The following is a 23,590-nucleotide window of genomic DNA, read 5'->3' as shown; positions in this document are numbered from 1 at the left end:
TTATGCAAAGCCCCACAATGGAATATTTGCCTCATGCGCTTACTCCTCGTAGAAGACGACGAACTCATCGGCTGCGGTGTCGAGGCAGGCCTTCGTCAGGCCGGCTTCACAGTCGACTGGGCACGCGACGGCCACAAGGCCGGCCTCGCGCTCGACACGACTCAATATGCCTTGGTAGTACTCGACCTCGGCCTGCCGCGCGTGAGCGGCACGGAGCTGCTCAAACGCGTGCGCGACGCCGGCAATGACGTGCCGGTGCTGGTGTTGACCGCAAAAGGCACGGTCGTCGATCGCGTCGGCGGACTCGAAGCGGGCGCCGACGACTATCTCGGCAAGCCGTTCGATCTCACCGAGCTGGTGGCGCGGTGCCGCGCGCTGTTGCGTCGCGCACAAGGTCGCAGTATCGATCTGATTCGTTACCAGAATCTGACAGTGAATCCGGCCGCCCAAACGGTGCAGATCGACGAGGCGCGCGTGCCGCTCACGTCGCGCGAATGGGCGATCCTGCTGCAACTGCTGACCAATCTCGGCATTCCTCAGTCGCGCTCGCGGCTCGAAGAAAGCCTGTACGGCTGGCAGGAAGAAATCGAAAGCAATGCGATCGAGGTGCACGTGTCGAACCTGCGCAAGAAGCTCGGCGCAAGCCTGATCAAGACCGTGCGCAACATCGGCTATGTGATGGAGAAAGAATGATCGGTCCGTCGATTCGGCGGCGCCTCGTGCTGCTCGTGCTCGCGAGCATCGCGATCGTATGGGGCGGCGCGCTCGTGTCGAGCTACCGGCAAGCCATCCACGAAGTCGCCGAGTGGGAACGAGCGCGTCTCGCCGAACTCGCGCAGATGCTCGCGCTGCTCGATTCGACGAATCTGATGACGCTCGCCAATGCGCGCATCGACGTGCGCGAAGAAGAGAGAGGCGGTGAGCCCGGCGCGAGCGATCTCGACGACGACGACACGCTGCCGCGCGACGCCCTCTTCCAGGTGCGCGCGGCCAACGGCGCCATTCTGGCGGGCAGCCCGCAACTGCATGCGCTCGCCGCGTGGGATTTGCCGTTGCCGCCCGCGAGTGGCGCGCAGGACGTCACGTTGGGCGGCCAGCTCTATCACTCGTTCACGTTGCGCGAAACGGCGCTCGGTCACAGCGTGCGCGTGTTCGAACTGGCCAACACCCGCAGCGACCTGGTGAGCGGTGTCGCGAGCCGCATCGCGCGGCCCACGCTGATCGCGCTGCCAGTGCTCGCGGTGCTCGTGTGGCTCAGCATCGGCTGGAGTCTCGCGCCGCTGAAGGTGTTGTCGGCCGCGATCCGTTCGCGCGACATCAACCGCATGGACCCGGTCGGCATCGGCCGCACGCCGCTCGAGGTGCGCCCGCTCGTCGACGCGATCAACCAGATGCTCGCGCGTCTGCACCATGCGCGCGAGCTAGAGCGCGCCTTCACCGCCGATGCCGCGCACGAACTGAAGACGCCGCTCGCCGCGATCAAGGTACAGGCGCAGGTCGCGCTCGCCGAGCCCGACATCGCGCTGCAGCGGCTCGCGATGGAGCGCGTCGTGCAAGGCGTCGATCGCAGCGCGCGGCTCGCCGAGCAACTGCTGCTGCTCGCGCGGCTCGACGTGCAGGAGAAGCTGCCCACCGAGCCGCTGAGGCCGGCGGCGATCGCGAAAGATACGCTGCTCGCGAACAGGCGCAATGCGCAACAGAAGCACATCAATGTGATGCTGGTCGGCGACATGCTCGCCGAGATCGACGCGGAGCCCGTGCTGATCGGCATCCTGCTCGACAATCTGCTCGATAACGCGATCAAGTACGGACGCTCGGGCGGCACTGTCGAAGTGGCGGTGCGCCATGCCGACGAGCAGGTGCAGCTGATCGTGCGCGACGACGGCCCCGGCGTCGCGCCGGACGATCTCGCGCGGCTCACGAACCGCTTTTTCCGCGCGACCGGCAATCAGGCGACCGGCAGCGGGCTCGGTTTGTCGATCGTTGCGCGGATCGCCGAGCATTTCGGCGCGAGTCTGCAGCTAGGCGCCGGGATCGGGGACCAGGGGCTTGCGGTGCGGGTGTCGTTTCCGGCCTATCGCGCGACGCGCTGAAGGCGCGCGCCAATCGCTCAGCGCCGCTCGCCGCCCCGGTTCGCGTCAGCGACGCCCGAACGCTGCTTGGCCAGTTCGGCGCGCACGCCGTGCGGTGCGGCATGCGGCCGCGCGCTGCCGGACGCCTCGAACAGCTGCCACGCGATCAGGCCCGGCACGAATATCAGCAGATCGCGAATTCGCCGCGCGGCCGCGAGCGCGAGACAGGTGGCGGGGTCGAGCCCCAGTGCGCCGCCAATCAGTATGAAAGCGCCCTCCTGCACGCCGAGACCGCCCGGCACGAAGAACGCGGCGCTGCTGACCGCCTGGATCAGCGATTCGATCACGATCGCCTCGACGAGCGTCACGCGCGCGCCGAGGAAATACAGCGCGAGCCAGATTTCGAGCGAGGTCAGCACGCATTGCAGCGGCTGCCAGAAGAACAGATAGCGCAGCACGACCGCGCGGCGGCGCCAGATCACCTTGATCGACTGATCGATCTGCGCGGACTGGCCGACCAGCGCGGTTAGCTTGCCGCTCGTCACGCGGTTCGCCACGCGCGTGATGCGCTCGAACGGATTGGCATGCTGGACGAGCCCGAACAGCAACAGCACCGGCGTCAACGCGACCACGCCCCACGCGAGCTGCCCGGCGAGCCGCAGCGCGCCCGATTGCGCATTGGCGAACAGAAAACCAATCCCGACCATCGTGAACATCAGCTGGCTGATCACGGTCAGTTGCATGTCGACGATGGTGCTGGCCACCGCTGTCGACGGCCTGACGCCCCAGCGCTTGAACATACGGAACGACACGAGTTCGCCGCCGATCCGCGCGACCGGCAGCATGCAGTTGACCGATTCGCGCACCCACACCAGATGCAGCATCCTGCCGAAGCTGGGGCGGTTCGCGCCGCGAATCAGCGAGCGCCAGTCGCACGCGTTGGCGATCATTGGCAGCACATGCGCGAGCGCGGCCACCACGAGGCCCGCGCCAGCCGCGCGCAACGCGCTGAGCACCGCGCGCGGATCTTCGCGCCAGACGAGCCACAAAGAGATCAGCAAACCCGCGAGCGCAGCCGCGCGGCCCAGATGCTTCATCATGCGGGCACCTCGCACACGACCTCGGTATACGTGATGCGCCGCACGCCGCGTGTCGCCGGGGCGCTGCCGTGCGTCTCCAGGGCGCTCCCATTTCGCCCGTTCGAAGCTTCTTCGTTCATTGCCAGCCCAATCTGCCGTTCGTTCGTCATTCGTCCTGCGCCGCCGACAGCAGCCCATCGCCGTCGACCTTGAAGCTGAAGCCCCGCCAGATCACCCGCGACGAGCGGAAGCTCGCGACGAAAATCGCAAACGATACGATATCCCATAACGGCAGAAGCCACAGATCGCGGCAGCGCTGACGCAACGCCCGATCCGCGCGCCACTTCAACGCGAGACGCGCGATCACCGTCACTGCCGCAAGCAGCCACGCCCACGGCGCGCCGCCCGAGCACGCGAGCGCGAGCAGCGCGAACGGCAACGGATGCACGAGCGCCGTGCCGAAGTGTCCGAGCGGATCGATGCGGCGAATCGTGCGGCTCCAGCGCAGTTCGTGCGTCACGAGTTGCGCGGCGCTTGCTTCGACACACGCATGCGCGATTGCGAACGGCGGAATCGTGACCTGCTCGCCCGCCGCGCGCACCGCCGCGCCGATCTCGTAGTCCTCGGCCAGATGCTGCACGAACGGCTTGAAGCCGCCGATCCGCTCGTAGGTGTCGCGCCGCATCGCGATGGTCTGGCCGAAGCACGGCCGCGCGAGCCCGAGCGCGAGTCCGGTGACGACGCCCGGCAGGAACTGGTAGTTGGTTGCGATCGCCGACAGCCGCGGCCAGAAACCCGGATCGGGCTGGCCGCGATATGCGCAGGTGACGAGCCCGACGCCCGGCTGCTGCAATTCGCCGATCACGTTGCGCAGATAGTCCGGGCCGACGCACACGTCGCTGTCGGCGAACACGAGCACGTCGTGGCGCGCCTGCGGCACCATGTTGAGGATATTGCTGATCTTGCGGTTCGGGCCGTACAGACGCGCATCGGCGACGACGGTGATGTCCGCCTGAGGATGGAGACGCCGCAGTTCGTTGACGGTTTGCAGCGCGGGGTCGGCGCAGTCATGCACGCCGAACAGGAATTGCACGGGCCCGGGATAATTTTGCGCACAGAAGCTCGACAGATTGTCGAGCAACGCCCACTCGTTGCCATGCAACGGTTTGATCACCGTAATGGGTGGAAAGCTGGAGGGTTCGGCTACATCCCTCGCGAAGAAGCGCCCGATCAGCGCGCTCGCGAGCACGGTGTAGCCGATGCCGACAACGGTCGCCGCCGCGCACGCGTACGCGAGCGTGACGGCGGCGAGGTGTGCGGCGCTCACGCCTCGTGCGCGCGCAGGAAGCGGAAAAATTCGACGCCTTCGCGCAGGCGCCGTTTCATCATGTCCCAGCTCGTCAGCATTTCGCGCAGGATCTCCCAGATCTTCGACGGCCGGAAATAAAAGCGTTTATAGAAGTTTTCGAGCTGGTGGTACATCTCGTCTCGCGACAGATGCGGGTAGCCGATCGCCGCCAGCTGCACGCCTTCCTTGCTGACGAGATTGATCACCTTGTTCTCCGCGAGCCAGCCGTTCTCGACCGCCTGGTTATAGAGCGTAGTGCCCGGGTACGGCGCGGCGAGCGACACCTGGATCGTCAGCGGATTGATCTCTTTCGCGTACTCGATGGTCTTCTGGATCGTTTCCGGCGTCTCGCCCGGCAAGCCGAGAATGAAGGTGCCGTGCACCTTGATGCCCAGCGTGCGGCAGTCCTGGGCGAAGCGCCGCGCGATGTCGGTACGCAAGCCCTTCTTGACGTTCAGCAGGATCTGATCGTCGCCGGATTCGTAGCCGACCAGCAGCAGGCGCAAGCCGTTTTCCCTCATGATCTTCAGCGTCGAGTAAGGCACGTTCGCCTTCGCGTTGCACGACCATGTGACGCCCAGCTTGCCCATGCCTCGCGCGATTTCTTCGGCGCGCGGTTTGAAGTCGGTGAACGTGTCGTCGTCGAACATGATCTCCTTGACTTCGGGCATGTTGTCGCGAATCCACTTGACTTCCTCGAGCACGTTCTCGACCGAACGCACCCGATAGCGATGGCCGCCGACCGTTTGCGGCCACAGGCAGAACGTGCACTTCGAGCGGCAGCCGCGACCGGTGTAGAGCGACACGTACGGATGCTTCAGGTAGCCGTTGAAGTAATTCTTGATGGTCAGATCGCGCTTGTAGATCGGCGCGACGAACGGCAGCTCGTCCATGTTCTCGAGGATCGGGCGCGCTTCGTTGTGCTCGATCGAGCCGTCGGGGGTGCGATAGCTCAAGCCCAGGATCTGCGCGAACGGCTTGCCTTCGGCGATTTCCTTGCAGGTGAAATCGAATTCCTCGCGACACACGAAGTCGATGGCCTCGGTCGCGGTCAGCGAATTGTGCGGATCGACCGCGACCTTCGCGCCGACCATGCCGATCAGCAGCGACGGCTTGCGCTTCCTGAGGTCCTGGGCGAACAACGCGTCGGTCGGGAAGGATGGCGTGCTGGTGTGGATCACCACCAGCTCGTATTGCGAGGCGATGTCGAGGGCGGCGTCGACGGACAGGCCGTCTGCCGTGGCGTCGAGCACGCGGCTGTCGGGAACCAGTGCCGCGGGTTGGGCGAGCCACGTCGGATACCAGAACGAGCGAACTTCACGCTTGGCCTGATAGCGCGAACCCGCACCACCATCGAAGCCGTCGTACGACGGCGCCTGCAAGAACAGAGTTTTCATGGATGCTCCAGCAAGCCTTTATAGGCGCTTTCGGTTTTCAGTCGGGAATCTATTCTGTTCCATTGCCCGAATGCAGGTCGGAAAAGCCTGTGCTCGACCTGCACGTAGCGGTGGCCGCGGTCCGGAAAGGCCACGGGCAGTGGCGCAAATAGTACGGAGCAAAGCTGAAGGAAACCTGAAGAATAATACTGCGTTCAGACCGCGCGCGGCATGCTCCGATGGGGCGATTTGTGTAATCGACGCGCTCGTGCAATCGCGTCGCATCGATGTCGTATCGGCGTGGTAAATGGATAGGTTCTCGCGTGGCGTGCGGGCGAGCCCCGCCGGCGCCGCCGATTCACGCCACCTTCACGGGCGCGAACGCTCGGCCCGACGCGTCGCTCATCGCGCGAGATGCCTCGCCCATTCGAGCCAGCCGAGATTGAGGGCCGCGTTTACCACTACGCCGAGCGCCGACGCGAGCGCGGCGATCATGGTCCAGAAGGCCGAGCGCCGCGCCGCGCGCGCCGACGTGTGGGCGGCGGCCGCAGCGTCGCGCGACGCGCTCGCCGCCGCCTGCGCGATATGCGACGACGCCTCCATGCGCGCGAGCGACCTCAGCGCGAAACCGCGCTCGTCGTCGCGCGTGGCGGCGGCCGCCTCATGCGCCGCGTCGTCGCGCTGCGCCTGCTCGAACAGATAGCGATGACAGAACGGCGTCAGCGCTTCGTCGGGATAGCGCGCGGCGAAGGTTTTCGCATAGGCGGCGCCGCCATTGCGCTCGATCTCCGCGTAGGCGGCGTCCTTATCCATGGTTGCCTCGCATGCGGATGAGCCGCCCGGCGGACGTCACACGGGCTTGATGTCGGCCGCCTGTTTGCCTTTCGGCCCCTGCTTGATTTCGAAGCTGACTTTCTGGTTTTCCTGCAACGACTTGAAACCTTCGGATCGAATCTCCGAAAAATGGGCGAACAGATCTTCGCCGCCGTCATCGGGAGTGATGAAGCCGAAGCCCTTTGCGTCGTTGAACCATTTCACTGTTCCGGTTGGCATGGCGATGTCCTCGTGATGCGCTGTAGTAGCGGTTGAATGGATGAAGCGCTGCGTCCTGCAAGCGTTTCGTGCGGCGCTGACGCGGCGCCCCGGCACGACCCGCAAAATCGCTCCGGTGCCAAACCTCAGCAAGCCGCATGCCGCGACCGGGCACCTGCGGGCCGCGCCGGTGCGATTGCCCGCAATCAGATAAGATAAATGGTATCCGCAATTCATTCATGGCCGCGCAGGAATGTCGCCTCGTGCCGCACGTCCGCGCGGCCAGTTGTCTTCCCACTCACAGGAACCCAGCATGGCCATCTCGAGCTATACCGATACCCGTCTTCTGATCAACGGCGAATGGTGCGACGCCGCCAGCGGCAAGACCCTTGACGTGATCAACCCCGCCACCGGCCAGGCCATCGGCAAGGTCGCGCATGCCGGCATCGCCGATCTGGACCGCGCGCTCGAAGCCGCGCAGCGCGGCTTCGAAGCCTGGCGCAAGGTGCCGGCCAACGAGCGCGCAACCGTCATGCGCCGTGCCGCCGCCCTCGTGCGTGAGCGCGCCGCGGACATCGGCCGCCTGATGACGCAGGAACAGGGCAAGCCGTTCGCCGAGGCGCGCGGTGAAGTGCTGGCGGCCGCGGACATCATCGAATGGTTCGCGGACGAAGGCCGCCGCGTGTATGGCCGCATCGTGCCGTCGCGCAACCTTGCCGCGCAGTCGCAGGTGCTGAAGGAGCCGATCGGCCCGGTCGCGGCGTTCACGCCGTGGAACTTCCCGGTCAACCAGGTCGTGCGCAAGCTGTCGGCGGCGCTCGCCTGCGGCTGCTCGTTCCTCGTCAAGGCGCCGGAAGAAACCCCGGCGTCGCCGGCGGCGCTGCTGCAAGCCTTCGTCGAGGCCGGCGTGCCGGCCGGCACGGTCGGCCTCGTGTTCGGCGATCCGGCTGAAATCTCGAGCTACCTGATCCCGCATCCGGTGATCCGCAAGGTTACGTTCACGGGCTCGACGCCGGTCGGCAAGCAGCTCGCGGCGCTGGCCGGCTCGCACATGAAGCGCGCGACGATGGAGCTCGGCGGCCACGCGCCGGTGATCGTCGCAGAAGACGCCGACGTCGCGCTCGCCGTCAAGGCAGCCGGCGCCGCGAAGTTCCGCAACGCGGGCCAGGTCTGCATCTCGCCGACGCGCTTTCTCGTGCACAACAGCATCCGCGAAGAGTTCGCCGCGGCGCTCGTCAAGCACGCTGAAAGCCTTAAGCTCGGCGACGGTCTCGCCGAAGGCACGACGCTCGGGCCGCTCGCCAACGCGCGCCGTCTGACGGCGATGGCCAAGGTCGTCGACGACGCCCGCAAGACCGGCGCGAAGGTCGCGACGGGCGGCGAGCGCGTCGGTACCGAAGGTAACTTCTTCGCGGCCACCGTGCTGACCGACGTGCCGCTCGACGCCGACGTGTTCAACAACGAGCCGTTCGGCCCGGTCGCCGCGATTCGCGGCTTCGACAAGCTCGAAGAAGCGATCGCCGAAGCGAACCGTCTGCCGTTCGGCCTCGCCGGCTACGCGTATACGAAGTCGTTCGCCAACGTGCACCTGCTGTCGCAGCGCATGGAAGTCGGCATGCTGTGGATCAACCAGCCTGCCACGCCGACGCCGGAAATGCCGTTCGGCGGCGTCAAGGATTCCGGCTACGGCTCGGAAGGCGGCCCGGAGGCGATGGAAGCCTACCTCGTGACCAAGGCGGTCACGGTGATGTCGGTTTAATCACGGGTTTAATCACGCCAATCACGCGCTTCGGGAACGGCGCCGCGGTTTTGCCGCTCGCATCGTTCCCGAGCGCGGCTCAACCGATCTGCCAGGTCCACGAGTCTTCCGCTCGCGGACCTTTTTTATTGCCATGAACGATATTTCCGCCGAATCGATGCAGCCCACGCTGAGCGGCTCGTTCGTCGAGCTGCGGCCGCTGCGCGAGGAGCACGCGCAGGCCCTCGTCGACGCCGCCGCCGACGGGCAACTGTGGGACATGAAGCTGACCGTCGTGCCGGGCCCGGCGACGATCGACGCCTATATCGCCACCGCGCTCGCCGGCCGTGCGGCCGGCAAGGTGATGCCGTTCGTGGTCGTGCGGCGCGACGAGGATGACGAGAATGACCGTGCTGGCCGGATCGTCGGCAGTACGCGGTTCTGGAAGATCGATCGCGCGAACCGCAAGCTCGAAATCGGCCATACGTGGCTCGCCGCCTCGGCGCAGCGCTCGGTCGTGAACACCGAGGCGAAATATCTGCTGCTGTGCCACGCGTTCGACGTGATGCGCTGCGTGCGCGTGCAGTTCACGACCGACGAGCTCAACGACAAATCGCGCGCGGCGATCCTGCGCATCGGCGCGCAACAGGAAGGCATTGTGCGGCACGAGCGGATCATGCCCGATGGGCGCAATCGCAACTCGGTGCGCTTTAGCATCATCGACGACGAATGGCCGGCGGTGAAAGCGATGCTCGAAGCGAAGCTGGCGCGCTGAGCGGCGCCGGCTTCCTGCTACCGACTCATTCAAACCGGCGCATCGCGCTGCTCGTTGAGCGGCGCCGCCTGCGTCGCGGTGGCGAACTCCTCGCGCAGCCCGTCGCGCGCGTGATGCCGGCGCACCCACAGCGCCGTGAGGATCGGCACCAGAATCGCGGTCACGAGGCAAGCGGTGGCGACCATCGCGGTCGCGGCCGGCACCAGCGGTTTGAAGCTCGGAATCATGTCGGCGATGATCGCCGGATTCGCGACCGCGGCCCCTGCCGTCGACGACGCCGCCAGCCCCGCCGCGCCATTGCCGCCGGCAATCCAGCGATCGGCGAGAATCAGCGGCACGCCAGTCACGACGATCACGCCAAGCCCCAGCACGATGCCCGGCAGGCCGCTCGTGACGATCACGTTCAGATCGATGCCGTTGCCGAGCGCAAAGCCGAAAAACGGAATCAGCGGATGCACGCAACGGCCGAACAGCTCGCGCAGCTCGCTATCGAAGTTGCCGAGCGCAAACCCGATCAGAAACGGCAGGACCGCGCCGACGAACAGGCGCGGCTCGAAGAACGCGACCCCCGTCGCACCCAGAATGATCATGCTGATCAGCGGCCCCGATTCGACCGACATCAGCACGAACGCGCCCGCCTCTTCCTTCGTGCCGTACTGTTGCATCACGGCCGCGTACAGCCCGCCGTTGGTCATGTCCATCGACGTAGTGATCGCGAGCATCGACAGTCCCGCGAACAGCCCGGTCTTGATGCCATCGATCGGAATGAAGCGCGCCGCGATCAGCGTGACGATCCACGCGACCAGCATCTTGGTGACGAGCAGCGTGCCCGACTTGCGCAGCACGGTGCCGGTCGCGCGCAGGTCGATCGTCGCGCCCATGCAGAAGAACCATACCGCGAGGATCGGCACGGTGCCGGTAATCAGGCCGTTGGTGAACGAGCCGAAGTATTTGCCCGCGCCCGGCGCGAACGTATGCACACAGGCGCCGAGCAGCAGCGGCACCAGCATCAGACCGCCAGGAATGCGGTCGATGGCCTTCTTGATCTTCATGCCTCCTCCATGGACGGTGACGTCCCGTTGACGGGCCAATGACCCGCGTTGGTGTCCCGTTCTACGCCGGGCTCTCCCTGTCCGGCGCAATATAGCATCATGAAAGGAACGCCGTTCCGTTTTATTTCTTAAACCTGACTATCGTTTACCCGGTCGTTCGCGCTATGCGTTGCCAGCCGCGATCACCCGTCACAATCTTTTCGGACCGGTGTTCCGAAATCAAGATTCTGCGTTACAGTCTCGGCCACAAGGAAGGCGGCGCCGCGCCCCGTATACCGACAGGAGAACGATCAATGGACGTGAGACAGGCCATCAACAGCGAATACGCGAAGACGCTCGACACCACCGGGCTGCGTCGCGAGTTTCTGGTGGAGCAGATCTTCGAGCGCGATGCGTTGAAGCTCACGTATAGCCATATCGACCGGATCATCGTCGGTGGCGTGTGGCCGGTCGAGCGCGCGGTCGAAGTGCCGGGCTCGCTCGGCAAGGCGATCGGCGTCGACTATCTGCTCGAGCGGCGTGAACTCGGCGCGATCAACATCGGCGGCGACGGCTGGGTCGACGTCGACGGCACGCGCTACACGGTGCGCCGCGAAGAGGCGATCTATATCGGCAAGGGCGCGCAAGCGGTCGCGTTCGGCAGCGCCGACGCCACCCGGCCGGCGAAGTTCTATCTGAACTGCGCGCCCGCGCACACCACCTATCCGACCCGCACGATCTCGCTCGACCAGGCCTCGCCCGAAACCCTCGGCGATCCGGCCACGAGCAACCGCCGCACCATCTACAAGTTCATCGTGCCCGACGTGCTGCCGACCTGCCAGCTGTCGATGGGCATGACGAAGCTCGAACCGGGCAGCCTGTGGAACACGATGCCCTGCCACACGCACGAGCGCCGCATGGAAGTGTATTTCTACTTCGACGTCGCCGACGACGCCGCCGTCTTCCACATGATGGGTGAGCCGCACGAAACCCGGCACATCGTCGTGCGCAACGAGCAGGCGGTGATCTCGCCGAGCTGGTCGATCCATTCGGGCGTCGGCACGCGCGCGTACACATTCATCTGGGGCATGGTCGGCGAGAACCAGGTGTTCGGCGACATGGACCATCTCGCGGTCCGCGAGCTGCGCTGAGCGAACATGAGTCCGAACACAGTGAACACTTTCGATCTGACCGGCAAAGTCGCCATCGTGACCGGCAGCAACACCGGCCTCGGCGCCGGCATGGCCGTCGCGCTCGCCGCGGCCGGCTGCGACATCGTCGGCGTCAGTCGCGCGGACGCGGGCGCGACCGCCGCGCGCGTCGAGACGCTCGGGCGCCGCTTCGCCGACGTGCGCGCCGATCTCGCGTCAACCGTTTCGGTCGACGACATCGTGCGCGCCGCGCTCGAAGCGTTCGGCCGCATCGACGTGCTCGTCAACAACGCAGGCATCATCCGTCGCGAAGACGCGCTCGAGTTTGGCGAAGACGACTGGGACGCGGTCATGGACGTGAATCTCAAGAGCCTGTTCTTCCTGTCGCAGGCCGCGGCGCGTCAGTTCGTGCGCCAGCAAAGCGGCGGCAAGATCATCAACGTCGCGTCGATGCTGTCGTTCCAGGGCGGCATCCGCGTCGCGTCGTATACCGCATCGAAAAGCGGCGTGCTCGGTCTGACGCGACTGCTCGCGAACGAATGGGCCGCGCGACGCATCAACGTGAACGCGATCGCGCCCGGCTATATGGCGACTGCGAACACCGCGGCGTTGCGCGACGACGCGCAGCGCAACGAGGAGATACTCGGCCGCATTCCGGCCGGCCGCTGGGGCGCGCCCGACGATCTCGCGGGGCCGGTGGTTTTTCTCGCCTCGTCGGCGTCGGACTACGTGCATGGGCATACACTGGCGGTGGATGGCGGCTGGCTCGCGCGCTAGGGACGGCACAAGCTCGCCACGAGTGCGCGCGACGCGCTATGCTCTCGCGCCGGTGAGCATCGGCTCGATGCGGCAGCGGCGAGTTGGCACAGACAGGGAATGACGGACATGGCGGCAACGGGAACACCCAGGAATACTGCGAGGAATATTGCGAGGAACACTGCGCGCGACAAGACGCTCGACAAGGCGCTCGATAAGACCCGCGGCAAAGCCCGTAAGGAACCCGCCGGCGCAGCGTCGCTCGATGCGGACAGCGGTGAGCGCGGCGAATCGGCGTCGTCGATCGGGCGCGTGTTCGCGATTCTCGGCGCGATCGGCGACACCGGACAGATCGGCATCAGCGAGCTGTCGCAACGGCTCGGCATGTCGAAGACGACCGTGCATCGTGTGATTCAAACACTGAAGGCGCTCGGCTACGTGACCCAGGAAGTCGAAACCGAACGCTATCGGCTGACGATCCGTCTGTTCGAGCTCGGCGCGAAAGCGCTCGAAAGCGTCGATCTGGTGCGCGAGGCCGACATCGAGATGCGCCGCATCGGCCAGATGACGCGCGAAGCGGTACACCTGGGCGCGTTCGACGACGACGCGATCATCTACATCCACAAGATCGACGCCGACTACGGGCTGCGCATGCAGTCCCGGATCGGCCGACGCAATCCGCTGCATAGCACGGCGATCGGCAAGGTGCTGCTCGCATGGATGGTCCCGGCCGACGCGCGTGACGTGCTCTCGCACATCGAATTTCGCAAGTCGACGCAAAAAACCCTGACCTGCGCCGAAGCGGTGTTGAGCATCCTGCCGCGCGTACGCGAGCAGGGCTACGGCGAGGACAACGAGGAGCAGGAAGAAGGCCTGCAATGCGTCGCGGTGCCCGTGTTCGACCGCTTCGGCCGTGTGATCGCCGGTCTGTCGATTTCGTTTCCGACGATGCGCTGCGGTGCCGACACGAAGCAGCATTACGTCGCGTTGCTCAAAGAGGCCGGGCTCGCGATTTCGACGCGGCTCGGCTATCGCGAAGCGACCGCCCCGGAGCCCGCGGCCGCGCAGTAGGTTGCGCGCGCGATGCGTTTTTACCTATCCCACCGAAGCTTAAGACAAGCTGATGACGCTACAGGTGTAGCGTCTTTCCATCACGCTCGCCCGAGCGCACTACCGAACTTCTTACCCAGTCTGCAACCGAATGTATCTGCGCCGCATACATATGCCGAAAATCGATGCGCTTCTTTTTTCAGCAATCGAGGCGCCGAACCTTCGCTTCGAATCCATGCTTCGTCTGCCATTGAATGCGGTTTTTTTCATAGACCCTTCAAGGGTTTGACCGCGCGCTTGACAGTCGCCCGGCATTTCGACCCGTAAGCCACGGCGCCTTCCCTCCTCGTTCATCGCACTCGCATCGACGTTTCGGCGCGAGCTCGGATCGACACGTCCTGTTACACACAAACACACCGGTAATCGCGCCGCTCAGTAGAGTTCGGTTCAAACGAAAGCGGATCAGATGAAACGCTTCGCACGACAGGCACTCGCATCACAGATTTCAGGGAGCAACATCATGAAAAAAATCCTCGCATTGGTCATTCTTGCCGCCACGCTCGGTGGCGCGTTGAGCGGCTGCATCGTCGTCCCTGACGATCATCCGCATCATGACCACTACTACGAACGTTATTGATCGGGCCATCACGCGCAGTAGGTGCGCGTCCGGCTCGCCACTCCATCGCAGACATCCACACAACAAACAGAGAACAATCATGAGTCTTTCACGCAACCGCTGGGTATCGTTGACCGTCGTCGCGGGTCTCGCGATCGGCGCATCGACGGCCGCTTTCGCGCACGTCGATGTCGGCGTGAATATCGGCGTGCCGGGCATCGCGGTCGCGCCCGCCGTGGTCGAGGCTCCGCCGCCCGTCTATGTGCAGCCCGCGCCCGTCTATGCGCCTGCGCCGCCTCCCGCGGTCATAGTCGCTCCGGGCTGGTACGGCGAACGCTACTACGATGGTCATCGCTATTGGGAGCGTCGCGAGTGGGAGCGTCATCACAACGAATGGCGCGATGCACGCGGACCGCACGGCGATTGGCACGACAACGGCTGGCACGGTCATGGTCATGACCATGACGATCGCGGGCATGACCATTGATAGACGGCAGGTGGCGTCCATCGCGCCAACGTGTCGCGCCTGCATTCGCGCCACCCCTTTGAAAGGAGCGACGACGTGCTACGCAATGATCCGAGACGAGTAACCGCGCAGGTCGACGGCGCGCACATTTGCGCCGAATACAGCGAGCTGACCGGCCAGCTGTGCCTGCGCCAGGACGGCACGCTGGTGCGCGAATGGTTTCCACCGCATTCGTGGATGGCGATCGCGTCGGTGGCCGGCGCGCGCCACTGGGGCACGCGGCCAACCGACGACGAATTGCTCGCGCTGCTGCACAACGAAATGGCGTTGCTGCGCGCGCCCTGAGCGGTCGCGCGTTGTTCGAGCGTAGCGGCACGCCCGACGCCGCGCTCATTCGATCGCTATGGCGCCGACGTTTTCATCGACCGATGCGTGATCGAGCGGCTCGCGCCGCATCATCAGTACCACCCCGCCCGCCGCGATCACGGCCGGCACCGCGAGCAGGCTGAACACGGCGCCGAAGTGCCAGCCGAGCCCCATCAACGCCGCACCGACGAGCGCGCCCGCCACGCCGCCGACGCGGCCGATTCCCAGCATCCACGCCACGCCCGTCGCGCGCGCCCGGGTCGGGTAGAAGCTCGCCGCGAGCGCCGACATCGACGTGACCGCGCTGGTCGCGACCGTGCCGGTCAGGAAGATCAGCGTCCCGAGCCAGACCTGATGGCCGACGCCCCGCCCGACCAGCAACACGAGCGCGCCGACGAGGACATAGGTGAACGCGATCACGCGATGCCCGGCGAAGCGATCCATCACCCAGCCGACGCACAGATTGCCGAGGATGCCCCCGAGCGGAAACAGCGACGTCATCAACGCGGCCTTTTCACCGGAGAAGCCGGTGTCATTGAACAGCGTCGGCAGCCAGTTGGTCAGCAGATAGTAAATCAGTAGCCCCATGAAATAGGCGAGCCACAGCATCAGCGTGCCGAAGCGGTAGCGCGTCGACAGGATGATCGCGAGCGCCCCTTGCGAACGTGCGTCGCCGGTATTGCGGCACACGTCGACCGCGAAAAAACGGCATCCGTCGAAGCGGTCGTGGGGCGCGATGCGTTGCAGGATTCGCGCGATCCGTTGGTCGGCGCGCTTACGCACCGCGAGAAATTGCGCCGATTCCGGCAGAAACAGTATCAACATCACGCTCAGCACGAGCGGACCGGCACCGCCGGCGACCAGCACGCTCGGCCAGCCGAAATGCGGAATCAGCCATGCGGATGCGAGACCGCCGATCGCGAGACCGCCTGAAAAGCCGCAGAACATCGCATTGACGGCGACCGCGCGAATCCGCGCGGGTGCGTACTCGGCCATCAGCGTGACCGCGTTGGGCATCGCCGCGCCGAGACCGAGGCCGGTGAAAAAGCGCAGCAAGGTCAGCGATTCGATCGAGCTCGCGCGGGCCGCCGCGAGACTCCACAGCCCGAAGAAGAACACCGACAGCACTAGCACCGTCTTGCGTCCGATGCGGTCCGCGCAGGGGCCGGCCGCGAGCGCGCCGATGCCGAGTCCCACCAGCGCCGCGCTCATCACCGGGCCGAGCGCGCTGCGCGCGATGCCCCACTGCTGCACGAGCGACGGCGCGATGAAGCCGACCGCGGCGGTGTCGAAACCGTCGGCGGCGACGACTAGAAAGCACAGCACCAGAATCGTCCATTGAAACGGCGAGAAGCGCTGTCCATCGATAAAGGCCTGCACGTCTACACTGCGTTCGGAGCGGCTCATGTGCGTGCTCCTTTCAGCTGGTTCATTGCGATGTCTCCTTGAGATGAAGAGGTGTTTTCTTATTGTTCGAATTGCTGTTCAACGCGCGGACGCCGCGACGGTGGTGGCGACCGTGCTTGCGAGCGTCGCGCTGTCCGTTCGTTCATGCCTGTCTCCTCCTCGAACGGCGGCTAGCGCAGCATCGTCAGCGTCCTGAAGTCGACTCGCCTGATGATGCGGCTCTCCTGCGCGACGATCAGATGCGCGGACGCCTGCAGATACGCGGGCCACTCCGGATCGGCATCGCGCGCGGTGCGGCGCTGGTCGTAGTCGCCGATGCTCTCGTAGCCCCACAGATGCACGACCTGGTTCAGCGCGCCGATATCGCTCATGTAAAAGCCGACTGGCGCGCCCAGATACTTGAGCTGAATCGGCATCGCGAGCCGGTCGAAAACGTCGATGAACTCCGCCATGCCGCGCGGCCGGATCGTGTAGATGCGATGATCGACGAAAGGTTTGCCCTGGCTCATGTGCCGGTCCTCAATACGGTTTCGGCTGCGCGGGGGTCCGCGTTGCTTGCGCTCTTCGCGCTTTTCACACTCGCGCCCGCGAGATGACGACCGGTGATATAGCCGAACGTCATGATCGGCCCGAGCGTGATACCCGCGCCCGGATAGTTGCCGCCCATCACGCTCGCGCGATCGTTGCCGACCGCGTACAGGCCGGCGATCGGTGCGCCTTTCACGTCGAGCACTTCGCCGGTGACGTTCGTCGAGATGCCGTCGAAGGTGCCGAGATCGCCCATCACGACCTTCAGCGCGTAGTACGGACCGTCGCCGATCGGCGCGACGCAGGGGTTCGGCTGGTGCTCCGGGTCCCCCAGATAGCGATTGAACGACGTCGTACCGCGGCCGAATTCGCGATCTTCGCCACGCACCGCGTCGGCGTTGTAGCGCTTCACGGTCGCCTCGAGCGCCGTGCCGTCGAGACCCGCGTTGCGCGCGAGTTCCGCGAGCGTGCGGCCCTTGCTCAGATAGCCGTTGCGCAGCAGCGGGCCGAGCGGCACGGGCGCCGGCTTCGCATAACCGAGCCCGTATTTGCGGATCGTCGCGTGATCGCAGATCAGCCACATCGCGGTTTCGCGTTCGTTCGCGCAGGCCTCGATCATCGCGGCACCCACGTCGTGATACGAATTCGCTTCGTTGGTGAAGCGCTTGCCCGCGCGCGTCACGCCGATCACGCCAGGCTTGTAGCGATCCACCAGATGCGGAAACACGCCGACGCTGCCGTCGCTCATCGGCACGCGCGACACCGGCATCCATGCGGCTGGCTGCGGAAAACGGATCGCCACCCGCGCACCGAGACGTTCGGCCATGCCGACGCCGTCGCCCGTATTGCCGCGCGGCACCGGTGACAGGTGTTCGCCGCCGCGCCGCAGATGCGGATACGCGTGGGCGATCCGTGCGACGTCACGCGAGAAGCCGCCGCACGCGAGCACCACGCCGCGTCGCGCGACGATGCGCATCTCGCCTTGCGGTCCGGCGACGAGCGCGCCGGTCACGCTGCCGTTCGCCACGGTCAGCTCGCGAGCGGCCGTGTTCGTATGGATCGGAATGCCGAGATCGAGCGCGGACTTCGCGAGCCGCGCGGCGAGCGCGTTACCGCTCGTGATCTGGACGCCGCGCCGGTACAGCGCAAGATCCTTCAGATGGCTCGCGAGGCGCTTCGCGACGTACAGCGCGGAGGTGAGCGAACGCGTCGCATTGAAGAAGTGCTTCAGGTCCGCGTTCGACGAGTTGAACATCATGCCGATGAACGTGATCGTCTTCAGCGGCGGCCGCAATCGCGAGATGTCCTGGCCCAGCGCGCGCGCATCGAACGGCGCGGCGACGACCGAGCGGCCAATGTCGACACCACCGCCCACGTTCGGGTGATAGTCGGGATACAACGTCGGCACGAATTTGACGGTGGTTTCGCGCTCGAAGAAGTCGAGCATCTCAGGGCCCGTGTCGAGAAACGCGTCGACGGCGGCGGCATCGAAGTACGCGCCGGTTTCGCTGCGCATATAGGTCAGCGCCGCTTCGCGCGTATCGCTGACGCCGTTGCTCTTTGCGTGACGGTTGCCCGGAATCCACAGCACACCGCCTGAAAACGCGGTCGTGCCGCCGAAGAACGGCTCCTTCTCGATCACGACGACATCGAGACCGTGTTTGCGCGCGGTGATCGCGGTCGACAGCCCTCCCGCACCCGAACCGATCACGAGCACGTCGCACGTGAGTGTCGCGCCGCGTGTTGCGTTGGTCATGATGGTCTCCTTACGCTCGGACCTGGCGGTCGGCCTGGGTGGCTTGCGCGGCCTGGTTGGCTTCGAAGCCGGGACGCGGCACGAGGTCCATCAGCATGCTTTCGAAGCCGCCATCGACGACGACTTCGGCGCCGTTCACATAGGCCGCGCGTTCGCTCGCGAGAAACGCGACGACATCGGCGATATCGTTCGGCTCGCCGATCCGGCGGCTCGCGGTCATCGCGCTGCGCCGGCGTTCGATATCGCCGTGCTCGTAGAACGCCGCCGACAGCGGCGTGCGGATCATGCCCGGGCACACGGTATTGCTGCGAATACCGCGTGGTCCCCACTCCGCCGCGATCTGCTTCGACAGCATCGTGACACCGGCCTTGCCCGCGCTGTAAGCGCCGCTATAGGTCTGCGGATGATGCGCGGCCACCGACGCGACATGCACGATCGCGCCAGCGCCGCGCTTCAGCATGCGTTGACCGAATTGCTGCGAGCACAGCATGTAGCCGGTCAGATTCACGCGCAGCATCGCATTCCATGCATCGAGTCCAATCTCTTCGATGCCCCCCGGCCGCAACAGGCCCGCGTTGTTCACGAGCACATCGGCGACGCCGAAGCGCGCTTCGAGCTCCGACACCGCGCCGCGCACGCTATCGATGTCGCCGATATCGCAGGCGAGCGCCAGCGCTTCGACACCGCTCGCGTTCAGCGCTTGCGCGACGTTACGGCACTTCTGCTCATCGCGATCGAGCAGCGCCACGCGTGCGCCAGCGTCGCCCAACACCTGAGCAATCGCGCTGCCGATGCCGCCCGCCGCGCCGCTCACGACGCAGACGCTGCCTTCGAGCCCGAGCCAGTGTCGCGCGTTGGCGGGTGTGTCGCGCCGATCTTTCCGTTGATTCATTTGCTTAGTCATCCCGATCTCCATGTTCACGATCGCGGCGAGCTTAGGTTGGCCGGCTTCACCAAACTGCATCATTCGACCGCGTCTTCGATGGAAAAAAGTATAGCCACGCGGTTCGGGACGAAATTGGACAAAGGCAGCGCATCGCAGGACAATTCGAACATTGGAGACAAAACCGCATGAGGAATATCCCTAACTACGATCTGTACGGAGAGTCCGCGCGGCCGCCGTGGTACGACGCGTTCAATTTCGAATGGATCGTCGAGCGCAGTCGTCCGAACGACTGGCATATCGCCGCGCACCGGCACGATGCATTGCTGCAGATTCTCTATATCCGCAGCGGTTCGGGCCACGTGCTGATCGAAAGCGAAAAGCTCACGATCGACGCGCCATGCCTGATCCTGATTCCAGCGCAAACGGTGCACGGTTTCGTGTTTTCGCCGGAGATCGACGGGCTCGTGATTACGGCCGCGCAGCGCGCGCTGGAGTCGATTTCGAAAGCAGTGTCGCCGGGCCTCGTGCCGGTGCTGCAACGGCCCGCGCTGATTCCCGTGCGGCCCGCGGTCGGCGAGCGCACGTTGATGCCCTTGTTCGGTTTGCTGGAGCAGGAATTTCGCGGCAGCGCGCGCGGCCATATCGCCGCGGGCATGTCGCTGATGATTGCACTTTTCGTGCAGGTCGCCCGGCTGACCGATGCCGCGTCGAGCGCGGGCGCGACCGTCAACGACCGGCGCGCCGCGCAGATCAAACGGCTACGCGAACTGATCGCCACGCATGTGCGCGAGCATCTGCCAATCGATTTTTATGCGGAAAAATTGGGGGGTGACCGCAGCGCAACTGGGGCGCATCTGTCGTGAGGAGCTTGGCCATTCGCCGCTGTCGCTCGTCAACGATCAGTTGATACGCGAGGCGCAGCGCGATCTGGTCTACTCGGGTTCGAGCATCAAACAGATCGCGCATGCGCTCGGTTTCGAAGATGCGGCCTATTTCAGCCGCTATTTCCGTAAGCAGACCGGCGTCACGCCCAAGGAGTTTCAGGAGGCCGCGCACCGGGATCTGTCGATCAATTAGCGATCCCGATGATCGCGCGGTGCTTGCAGTAGCGCTTACAGCTGCGCCTGCATCTGCGCGCCGGCGACGCCGACGTAGTTCTCCGCCAGTACTGTCGCGGCCGTGCGCGACGTCGTCACGTACTCGAGCTCGGCGACATGCAGTTGCTGCTCGAACGCCGAAGCGCCTTCGATACGATGCAGCATGCTGGTCATCCAGTACGAGAAGTGCTCGGCGCGCCAGATGCGTTTGAGCGCGGTTTCGCTGTAACGGTCGAGCAGATCGGCGCGGTTTTCCTTGTAGAACGCGTCGAGCGCCTTGCTGAGCACGTTCACGTCGGCGACCGCGAGGTTCATGCCCTTCGCGCCAGTCGGCGGCACGATATGCGCGGCGTCGCCAGCGAGGAAGAGGCGCCCGTACTGCATCGTCGTCGACACGAAGCTGCGCATGCCGACGATGTTCTTCTGAAAGATCTTGCCGTCGATGATCTTGTGGCCTTCGTCCGAATCGGCGCGCGCATGCAGCTCGGCCCAGATGCGATCGTCGGACCAGTTGTCGACCGAGTCCTTCGGATCGCACTGGAAATACATGCGCTGCACGTTCGGCGAGCGCGTGCTGATCAGCGCGAAGCCGCGCTCGTGGCGCGCGTAGATCAGCTCGTCCGACGATGGCGGGCCTTCGCACAGAATGCCGAACCAGCCAAACGGATAGACGCGCTCGAAATCCTTGCGCAGCGTCTGCGGGATCGCCTGGCGCGACACGCCTTGCGAGCCGTCGCAGCCGATCACGAAGTCGCATTGCAGTTCGTGCTCCGCGCCTTCGTGGCGATAGCGGATCGACGGCTTATCGGTATCGATGCCGCGCACCGACGTCTCCGATACGCCGAAACGCAGTTCGGCGCCCGCGGCGACGCGCGCCGCGACTAGATCCTTGATTACTTCGTGCTGGGCATAAACCGTGATCGCATGACCGGTGAGGTCGGTCAGATCGATGCGGCGACGCTTGCCTTCGAACGCGAGTTCGAAACCGTGATGCAGCGCGCCTTCGGCTTTCATGCGTTCGCCGAGACCGGTTTGCGTCAGCAGGTCCATCGTGCCCTGCTCGAGCACGCCGGCGCGAATCGTCGATTCGATCTGATCGCGCGTGCGCATTTCGAGCACGACCGAGTCGATACCGCGCAAATGAAGCAGATGGGAAAGAAGCAGGCCAGCGGGCCCTGCACCGATGATGCCGACTTGGGTGCGCATGTAGTCTCCTGAATGCGGTGATGAAATTTGCGCTCAGTGTGACGATCGCGACGCCTATCCCGCAATGCGATATAGCGGATAGGCCGTATCGCGTTGCGCGATAGAAGGTGTAAGGCGGGAGCCAGCGCCGCGCGGCTGTTTCGGCCGAAAACGCAAGACTGGCGGGGTTTTCCGGCGACTTGAACGACCCGCGGCTCGTGCTGCGGCATGGCGTGCCCTCAGGTAAACCCCGATCCGCTAAACGAGCGTCAACTCGCCAAGAAATAGTCGATAGACCGGATTCTTCGTCTCTTCCCAGCACGGATAGCCGAGCGTTTCGATGAAGCGCTCGAACGCCGCGTGGTCGCTCCCGGGCACCTGAATGCCGACCAGAATCGAGCTGTAGTCCGCGCCCTGGTTGCGGTAGTGGAACAGGCTGATGTTCCAGTTCGGCGCCATCGACGACAGGAATTTCATCAGCGCGCCCGGGCGTTCGGGAAACTCGAAGCGAAACAGTCGTTCGTCGCGCGCGAGCGGCGAGCGGCCGCCGACCATGTAGCGGATGTGCTGCTTCGACAGTTCGTCGAAGGTCAGGTCGACGGTGGCGAAGCCGTGCGCTTCGAAGGCGCCGGCGATCTGCGCCGATTCGCTGCGATTGCGGATCTGCACGCCGACGAAAATATGCGCCGAGTTCGCGTCGGCGATCCGGTAGTTGAACTCGGTGACGCTGCGCGTGCCGAGCAGCTCGCAGAAGCGCCTGAAGCTGCCGCGCTCTTCGGGGATCGTCACCGCGAAGACCGCTTCGCGCGCTTCGCCCACCTCCGCGCGTTCGGCGACGAAGCGCATGCGGTCGAAGTTCATGTTCGCGCCCGACGTGATCGCGATCAGCGTCTGGTTCTCGATGCCTTCCCGTTCGGCATACTGCTTGGCGCCGGCCACCGCGAGCGAGCCCGCCGGTTCGAGCACGCTGCGCGTGTCCTGGAACACGTCCTTGATCGCGGCGCACAGCGCATCGGTGTTCACGAGCAGCACTTCGTCGAGATATTCGCGGCACAGACGGAAGGTTTCTTCGCCGACGAGCTTCACCGCAGTGCCGTCGGAGAACAGGCCCACTTCGTTCAGCGTCACGCGCTCGCCCGCCTGCAACGACGCGGCCATCGCGCACGAATCGTCGGTCTGCACGCCGATCACCTTGATCTCGGGGCGTACCGATTTCACGTATGCGGCGACACCGGCCGCGAGACCGCCGCCGCCGATCGGCACGAAGATCGCGTGAATCGGCCCCTGGTGCTGGCTGAGGATTTCCATCGCGACGGTGCCCTGGCCGGCGATCACGTAGGGGTCATCAAACGGATGCACGAAAGTCAGGCCGCGCTCTTCCTGCAGCTTGACCGCGTGACCATAGGCGTCGCTATATGACTCACCGAACTGCACGATCTCGACGGTCGGCCCGCCATGCGTGCGGATCGCGTCGACCTTGAGCTGCGGCGTCGTCACCGGCACGACGATGATCGCCTTCACGCCCATGCGTGCCGCCGATAACGCCACGCCCTGCGCATGATTGCCCGCCGACGCGGTGATCACGCCGCGGCTGAGCGCCCCGGCCGGAATATGCGCCATCTTGTTGTATGCGCCGCGCAGCTTGAACGAGAACACCGGCTGGTTGTCCTCGCGCTTCAGATAGACCGGGTTGCACAGCCGCGCCGACAGGTTCGGCGCGCGTTCGAGTTCGGTCTCGCGCGCCACGTCGTAGACGCGCGCGGTCAGGGTCTTTTTCAGGTAGTCGTGAGACGGCGCGACGCGCCCGGCCGCTGCGGCGGCCTGTTCGAGTTCGTTTAACAGCACGGCAAGCTCCTGGGTGGCAACATTCGATGC

Annotated in this window: 21 protein-coding genes and 1 pseudogene; 10 read left to right on the top strand and 12 right to left on the bottom strand. The window is 65.1% G+C overall.

Annotation, left to right across the window (positions count from 1 at the left end; genetic code table 11):
- Positions 1–33: 33 nt before the first annotated feature.
- Positions 34–693 carry a response regulator gene (locus OKW35_RS35730; protein ID WP_090805227.1) on the top strand — a complete coding sequence of 220 codons (660 nt, stop codon included), beginning with the start codon at positions 34–36 and terminating at the stop codon, positions 691–693.
- A complete protein-coding gene (locus tag OKW35_RS35725; protein ID WP_429405698.1) occupies positions 690–2,093 on the top strand; it encodes an ATP-binding protein in 1,404 nt (467 codons plus the stop codon). Before OKW35_RS35730 ends, OKW35_RS35725 begins: the two co-directional genes overlap by 4 nt.
- A gap of 17 nt (positions 2,094–2,110) precedes the next feature.
- On the opposite strand, the gene OKW35_RS35720 is transcribed toward OKW35_RS35725, so the two are convergent.
- The 5 genes from OKW35_RS35720 to OKW35_RS35700 form a co-directional block, all read right to left on the bottom strand.
- On the bottom strand, positions 2,111–3,172 hold the full coding sequence (locus tag OKW35_RS35720) for a lysylphosphatidylglycerol synthase domain-containing protein (protein WP_184067713.1): 1,062 nt from the start codon (positions 3,170–3,172) through the stop codon (positions 2,111–2,113).
- A gap of 145 nt (positions 3,173–3,317) precedes the next feature.
- On the bottom strand, positions 3,318–4,478 hold the full coding sequence (hpnI, locus tag OKW35_RS35715) for a bacteriohopanetetrol glucosamine biosynthesis glycosyltransferase HpnI (RefSeq protein ID WP_429554515.1): 1,161 nt from the start codon (positions 4,476–4,478) through the stop codon (positions 3,318–3,320).
- Positions 4,475–5,896, bottom strand: a complete 1,422-nt coding sequence (gene hpnJ, locus OKW35_RS35710) for a hopanoid biosynthesis associated radical SAM protein HpnJ (protein WP_184043334.1) — start codon at positions 5,894–5,896, stop codon at positions 4,475–4,477. Before hpnJ ends, hpnI begins: the two co-directional genes overlap by 4 nt.
- A gap of 381 nt (positions 5,897–6,277) precedes the next feature.
- Entirely contained in the window at positions 6,278–6,688 is a 411-nt protein-coding gene (locus OKW35_RS35705; RefSeq protein ID WP_429554514.1) for a hypothetical protein, read from the bottom strand.
- Between the two features lie 36 nt (positions 6,689–6,724).
- Complete coding sequence (locus tag OKW35_RS35700) at positions 6,725–6,928, bottom strand: cold-shock protein (RefSeq protein WP_007181784.1); 204 nt, start codon at positions 6,926–6,928, stop codon at positions 6,725–6,727.
- Between the two features lie 292 nt (positions 6,929–7,220).
- Between OKW35_RS35700 and OKW35_RS35695 the strand changes: the two genes are divergently transcribed.
- A complete protein-coding gene (locus OKW35_RS35695; RefSeq protein ID WP_429554513.1) occupies positions 7,221–8,666 on the top strand; it encodes an NAD-dependent succinate-semialdehyde dehydrogenase in 1,446 nt (481 codons plus the stop codon).
- A gap of 133 nt (positions 8,667–8,799) precedes the next feature.
- Positions 8,800–9,420: a GNAT family N-acetyltransferase gene (locus OKW35_RS35690; RefSeq protein WP_429554512.1), complete on the top strand. Its 621-nt coding sequence runs from the start codon at positions 8,800–8,802 to the stop codon at positions 9,418–9,420.
- 29 nt (positions 9,421–9,449) lie between these two features.
- Here OKW35_RS35690 and kdgT read toward each other — a convergent pair whose 3' ends face one another.
- On the bottom strand, positions 9,450–10,472 hold the full coding sequence (kdgT, locus tag OKW35_RS35685; protein ID WP_187612758.1) for a 2-keto-3-deoxygluconate transporter: 1,023 nt from the start codon (positions 10,470–10,472) through the stop codon (positions 9,450–9,452).
- Positions 10,473–10,765: 293 nt separating this feature from the next.
- Between kdgT and kduI the strand changes: the two genes are divergently transcribed.
- The 5 genes from kduI (at position 10,766) to OKW35_RS35660 (ending at position 14,835) form a co-directional block, all read left to right on the top strand.
- Positions 10,766–11,602 (top strand): 5-dehydro-4-deoxy-D-glucuronate isomerase, encoded by an 837-nt coding sequence (kduI, locus tag OKW35_RS35680; protein ID WP_429554511.1) that lies wholly within the window; start codon positions 10,766–10,768, stop codon positions 11,600–11,602.
- 6 nt (positions 11,603–11,608) lie between these two features.
- Complete coding sequence (gene kduD / locus OKW35_RS35675; RefSeq protein ID WP_429554510.1) at positions 11,609–12,379, top strand: 2-dehydro-3-deoxy-D-gluconate 5-dehydrogenase KduD; 771 nt, start codon at positions 11,609–11,611, stop codon at positions 12,377–12,379.
- Positions 12,380–12,478: 99 nt separating this feature from the next.
- Positions 12,479–13,429 (top strand): DNA-binding transcriptional regulator KdgR, encoded by a 951-nt coding sequence (kdgR, locus tag OKW35_RS35670; RefSeq protein ID WP_429554509.1) that lies wholly within the window; start codon positions 12,479–12,481, stop codon positions 13,427–13,429.
- Between the two features lie 695 nt (positions 13,430–14,124).
- On the top strand, positions 14,125–14,511 hold the full coding sequence (locus OKW35_RS35665; RefSeq protein ID WP_184067739.1) for a hypothetical protein: 387 nt from the start codon (positions 14,125–14,127) through the stop codon (positions 14,509–14,511).
- Between the two features lie 75 nt (positions 14,512–14,586).
- Positions 14,587–14,835 carry a hypothetical protein gene (locus tag OKW35_RS35660; protein WP_184067742.1) on the top strand — a complete coding sequence of 83 codons (249 nt, stop codon included), beginning with the start codon at positions 14,587–14,589 and terminating at the stop codon, positions 14,833–14,835.
- 45 nt (positions 14,836–14,880) lie between these two features.
- On the opposite strand, the gene OKW35_RS35655 is transcribed toward OKW35_RS35660, so the two are convergent.
- From OKW35_RS35655 to OKW35_RS35640, 4 genes are all read right to left on the bottom strand, one after another.
- A complete protein-coding gene (locus tag OKW35_RS35655; RefSeq protein ID WP_429554508.1) occupies positions 14,881–16,263 on the bottom strand; it encodes an MFS transporter in 1,383 nt (460 codons plus the stop codon).
- Positions 16,264–16,433: 170 nt separating this feature from the next.
- A complete protein-coding gene (locus tag OKW35_RS35650; protein ID WP_018417780.1) occupies positions 16,434–16,772 on the bottom strand; it encodes an NIPSNAP family protein in 339 nt (112 codons plus the stop codon).
- Positions 16,769–18,547, bottom strand: coding sequence for an FAD-dependent oxidoreductase (locus tag OKW35_RS35645; protein ID WP_429554507.1), 1,779 nt, complete (start codon positions 18,545–18,547; stop codon positions 16,769–16,771). Before OKW35_RS35645 ends, OKW35_RS35650 begins: the two co-directional genes overlap by 4 nt.
- A 10-nt stretch (positions 18,548–18,557) precedes the next feature.
- Complete coding sequence (locus tag OKW35_RS35640) at positions 18,558–19,439, bottom strand: SDR family NAD(P)-dependent oxidoreductase (RefSeq protein ID WP_429555114.1); 882 nt, start codon at positions 19,437–19,439, stop codon at positions 18,558–18,560.
- Between the two features lie 179 nt (positions 19,440–19,618).
- Here OKW35_RS35640 and OKW35_RS35635 point away from each other — a divergent pair.
- Positions 19,619–20,510: pseudogene (locus tag OKW35_RS35635) on the top strand (helix-turn-helix domain-containing protein).
- Between the two features lie 35 nt (positions 20,511–20,545).
- Here OKW35_RS35635 and OKW35_RS35630 read toward each other — a convergent pair.
- Both OKW35_RS35630 and ilvA read right to left on the bottom strand, forming a co-directional pair.
- The gene (locus tag OKW35_RS35630) at positions 20,546–21,736 is read right to left on the bottom strand and encodes a 4-hydroxybenzoate 3-monooxygenase (protein WP_429554506.1); all 1,191 of its coding nucleotides are present in this window, start codon (positions 21,734–21,736) and stop codon (positions 20,546–20,548) included.
- A gap of 237 nt (positions 21,737–21,973) precedes the next feature.
- Complete coding sequence (gene ilvA, locus OKW35_RS35625; RefSeq protein WP_429554505.1) at positions 21,974–23,560, bottom strand: threonine ammonia-lyase, biosynthetic; 1,587 nt, start codon at positions 23,558–23,560, stop codon at positions 21,974–21,976.
- Between the last annotated feature and the right edge of the window lie 30 nt (positions 23,561–23,590).

This window comes from Paraburkholderia sp. MM5477-R1 (genome assembly GCF_050436385.1).
Taxonomy (GTDB): Bacteria; Pseudomonadota; Gammaproteobacteria; order Burkholderiales; family Burkholderiaceae; genus Paraburkholderia; species Paraburkholderia tuberum.
Note: the sequence above shows the minus strand (reverse complement) of the source record. Positions and strands in the feature narration are given on the sequence as shown.

Coding starts and splice junctions, on each gene's coding strand:
- OKW35_RS35655 (WP_429554508.1), bottom strand. CDS start 16,263: ATGAGCCGCTCCGAACGCAGTGTAGACGTGCAGGCCTTTATCGATGGA.
- kduD (WP_429554510.1), top strand. CDS start 11,609: ATGAGTCCGAACACAGTGAACACTTTCGATCTGACCGGCAAAGTCGCC.
- OKW35_RS35630 (WP_429554506.1), bottom strand. CDS start 21,736: ATGCGCACCCAAGTCGGCATCATCGGTGCAGGGCCCGCTGGCCTGCTT.
- OKW35_RS35700 (WP_007181784.1), bottom strand. CDS start 6,928: ATGCCAACCGGAACAGTGAAATGGTTCAACGACGCAAAGGGCTTCGGC.
- kdgR (WP_429554509.1), top strand. CDS start 12,479: ATGACGGACATGGCGGCAACGGGAACACCCAGGAATACTGCGAGGAAT.
- kdgT (WP_187612758.1), bottom strand. CDS start 10,472: ATGAAGATCAAGAAGGCCATCGACCGCATTCCTGGCGGTCTGATGCTG.
- OKW35_RS35690 (WP_429554512.1), top strand. CDS start 8,800: ATGAACGATATTTCCGCCGAATCGATGCAGCCCACGCTGAGCGGCTCG.
- OKW35_RS35645 (WP_429554507.1), bottom strand. CDS start 18,547: ATGACCAACGCAACACGCGGCGCGACACTCACGTGCGACGTGCTCGTG.
- kduI (WP_429554511.1), top strand. CDS start 10,766: ATGGACGTGAGACAGGCCATCAACAGCGAATACGCGAAGACGCTCGAC.
- hpnJ (WP_184043334.1), bottom strand. CDS start 5,896: ATGAAAACTCTGTTCTTGCAGGCGCCGTCGTACGACGGCTTCGATGGT.
- OKW35_RS35730 (WP_090805227.1), top strand. CDS start 34: ATGCGCTTACTCCTCGTAGAAGACGACGAACTCATCGGCTGCGGTGTC.
- OKW35_RS35720 (WP_184067713.1), bottom strand. CDS start 3,172: ATGATGAAGCATCTGGGCCGCGCGGCTGCGCTCGCGGGTTTGCTGATC.
- OKW35_RS35695 (WP_429554513.1), top strand. CDS start 7,221: ATGGCCATCTCGAGCTATACCGATACCCGTCTTCTGATCAACGGCGAA.
- OKW35_RS35665 (WP_184067739.1), top strand. CDS start 14,125: ATGAGTCTTTCACGCAACCGCTGGGTATCGTTGACCGTCGTCGCGGGT.
- OKW35_RS35640 (WP_429555114.1), bottom strand. CDS start 19,439: ATGAATCAACGGAAAGATCGGCGCGACACACCCGCCAACGCGCGACAC.
- OKW35_RS35705 (WP_429554514.1), bottom strand. CDS start 6,688: ATGGATAAGGACGCCGCCTACGCGGAGATCGAGCGCAATGGCGGCGCC.
- OKW35_RS35650 (WP_018417780.1), bottom strand. CDS start 16,772: ATGAGCCAGGGCAAACCTTTCGTCGATCATCGCATCTACACGATCCGG.
- OKW35_RS35725 (WP_429405698.1), top strand. CDS start 690: ATGATCGGTCCGTCGATTCGGCGGCGCCTCGTGCTGCTCGTGCTCGCG.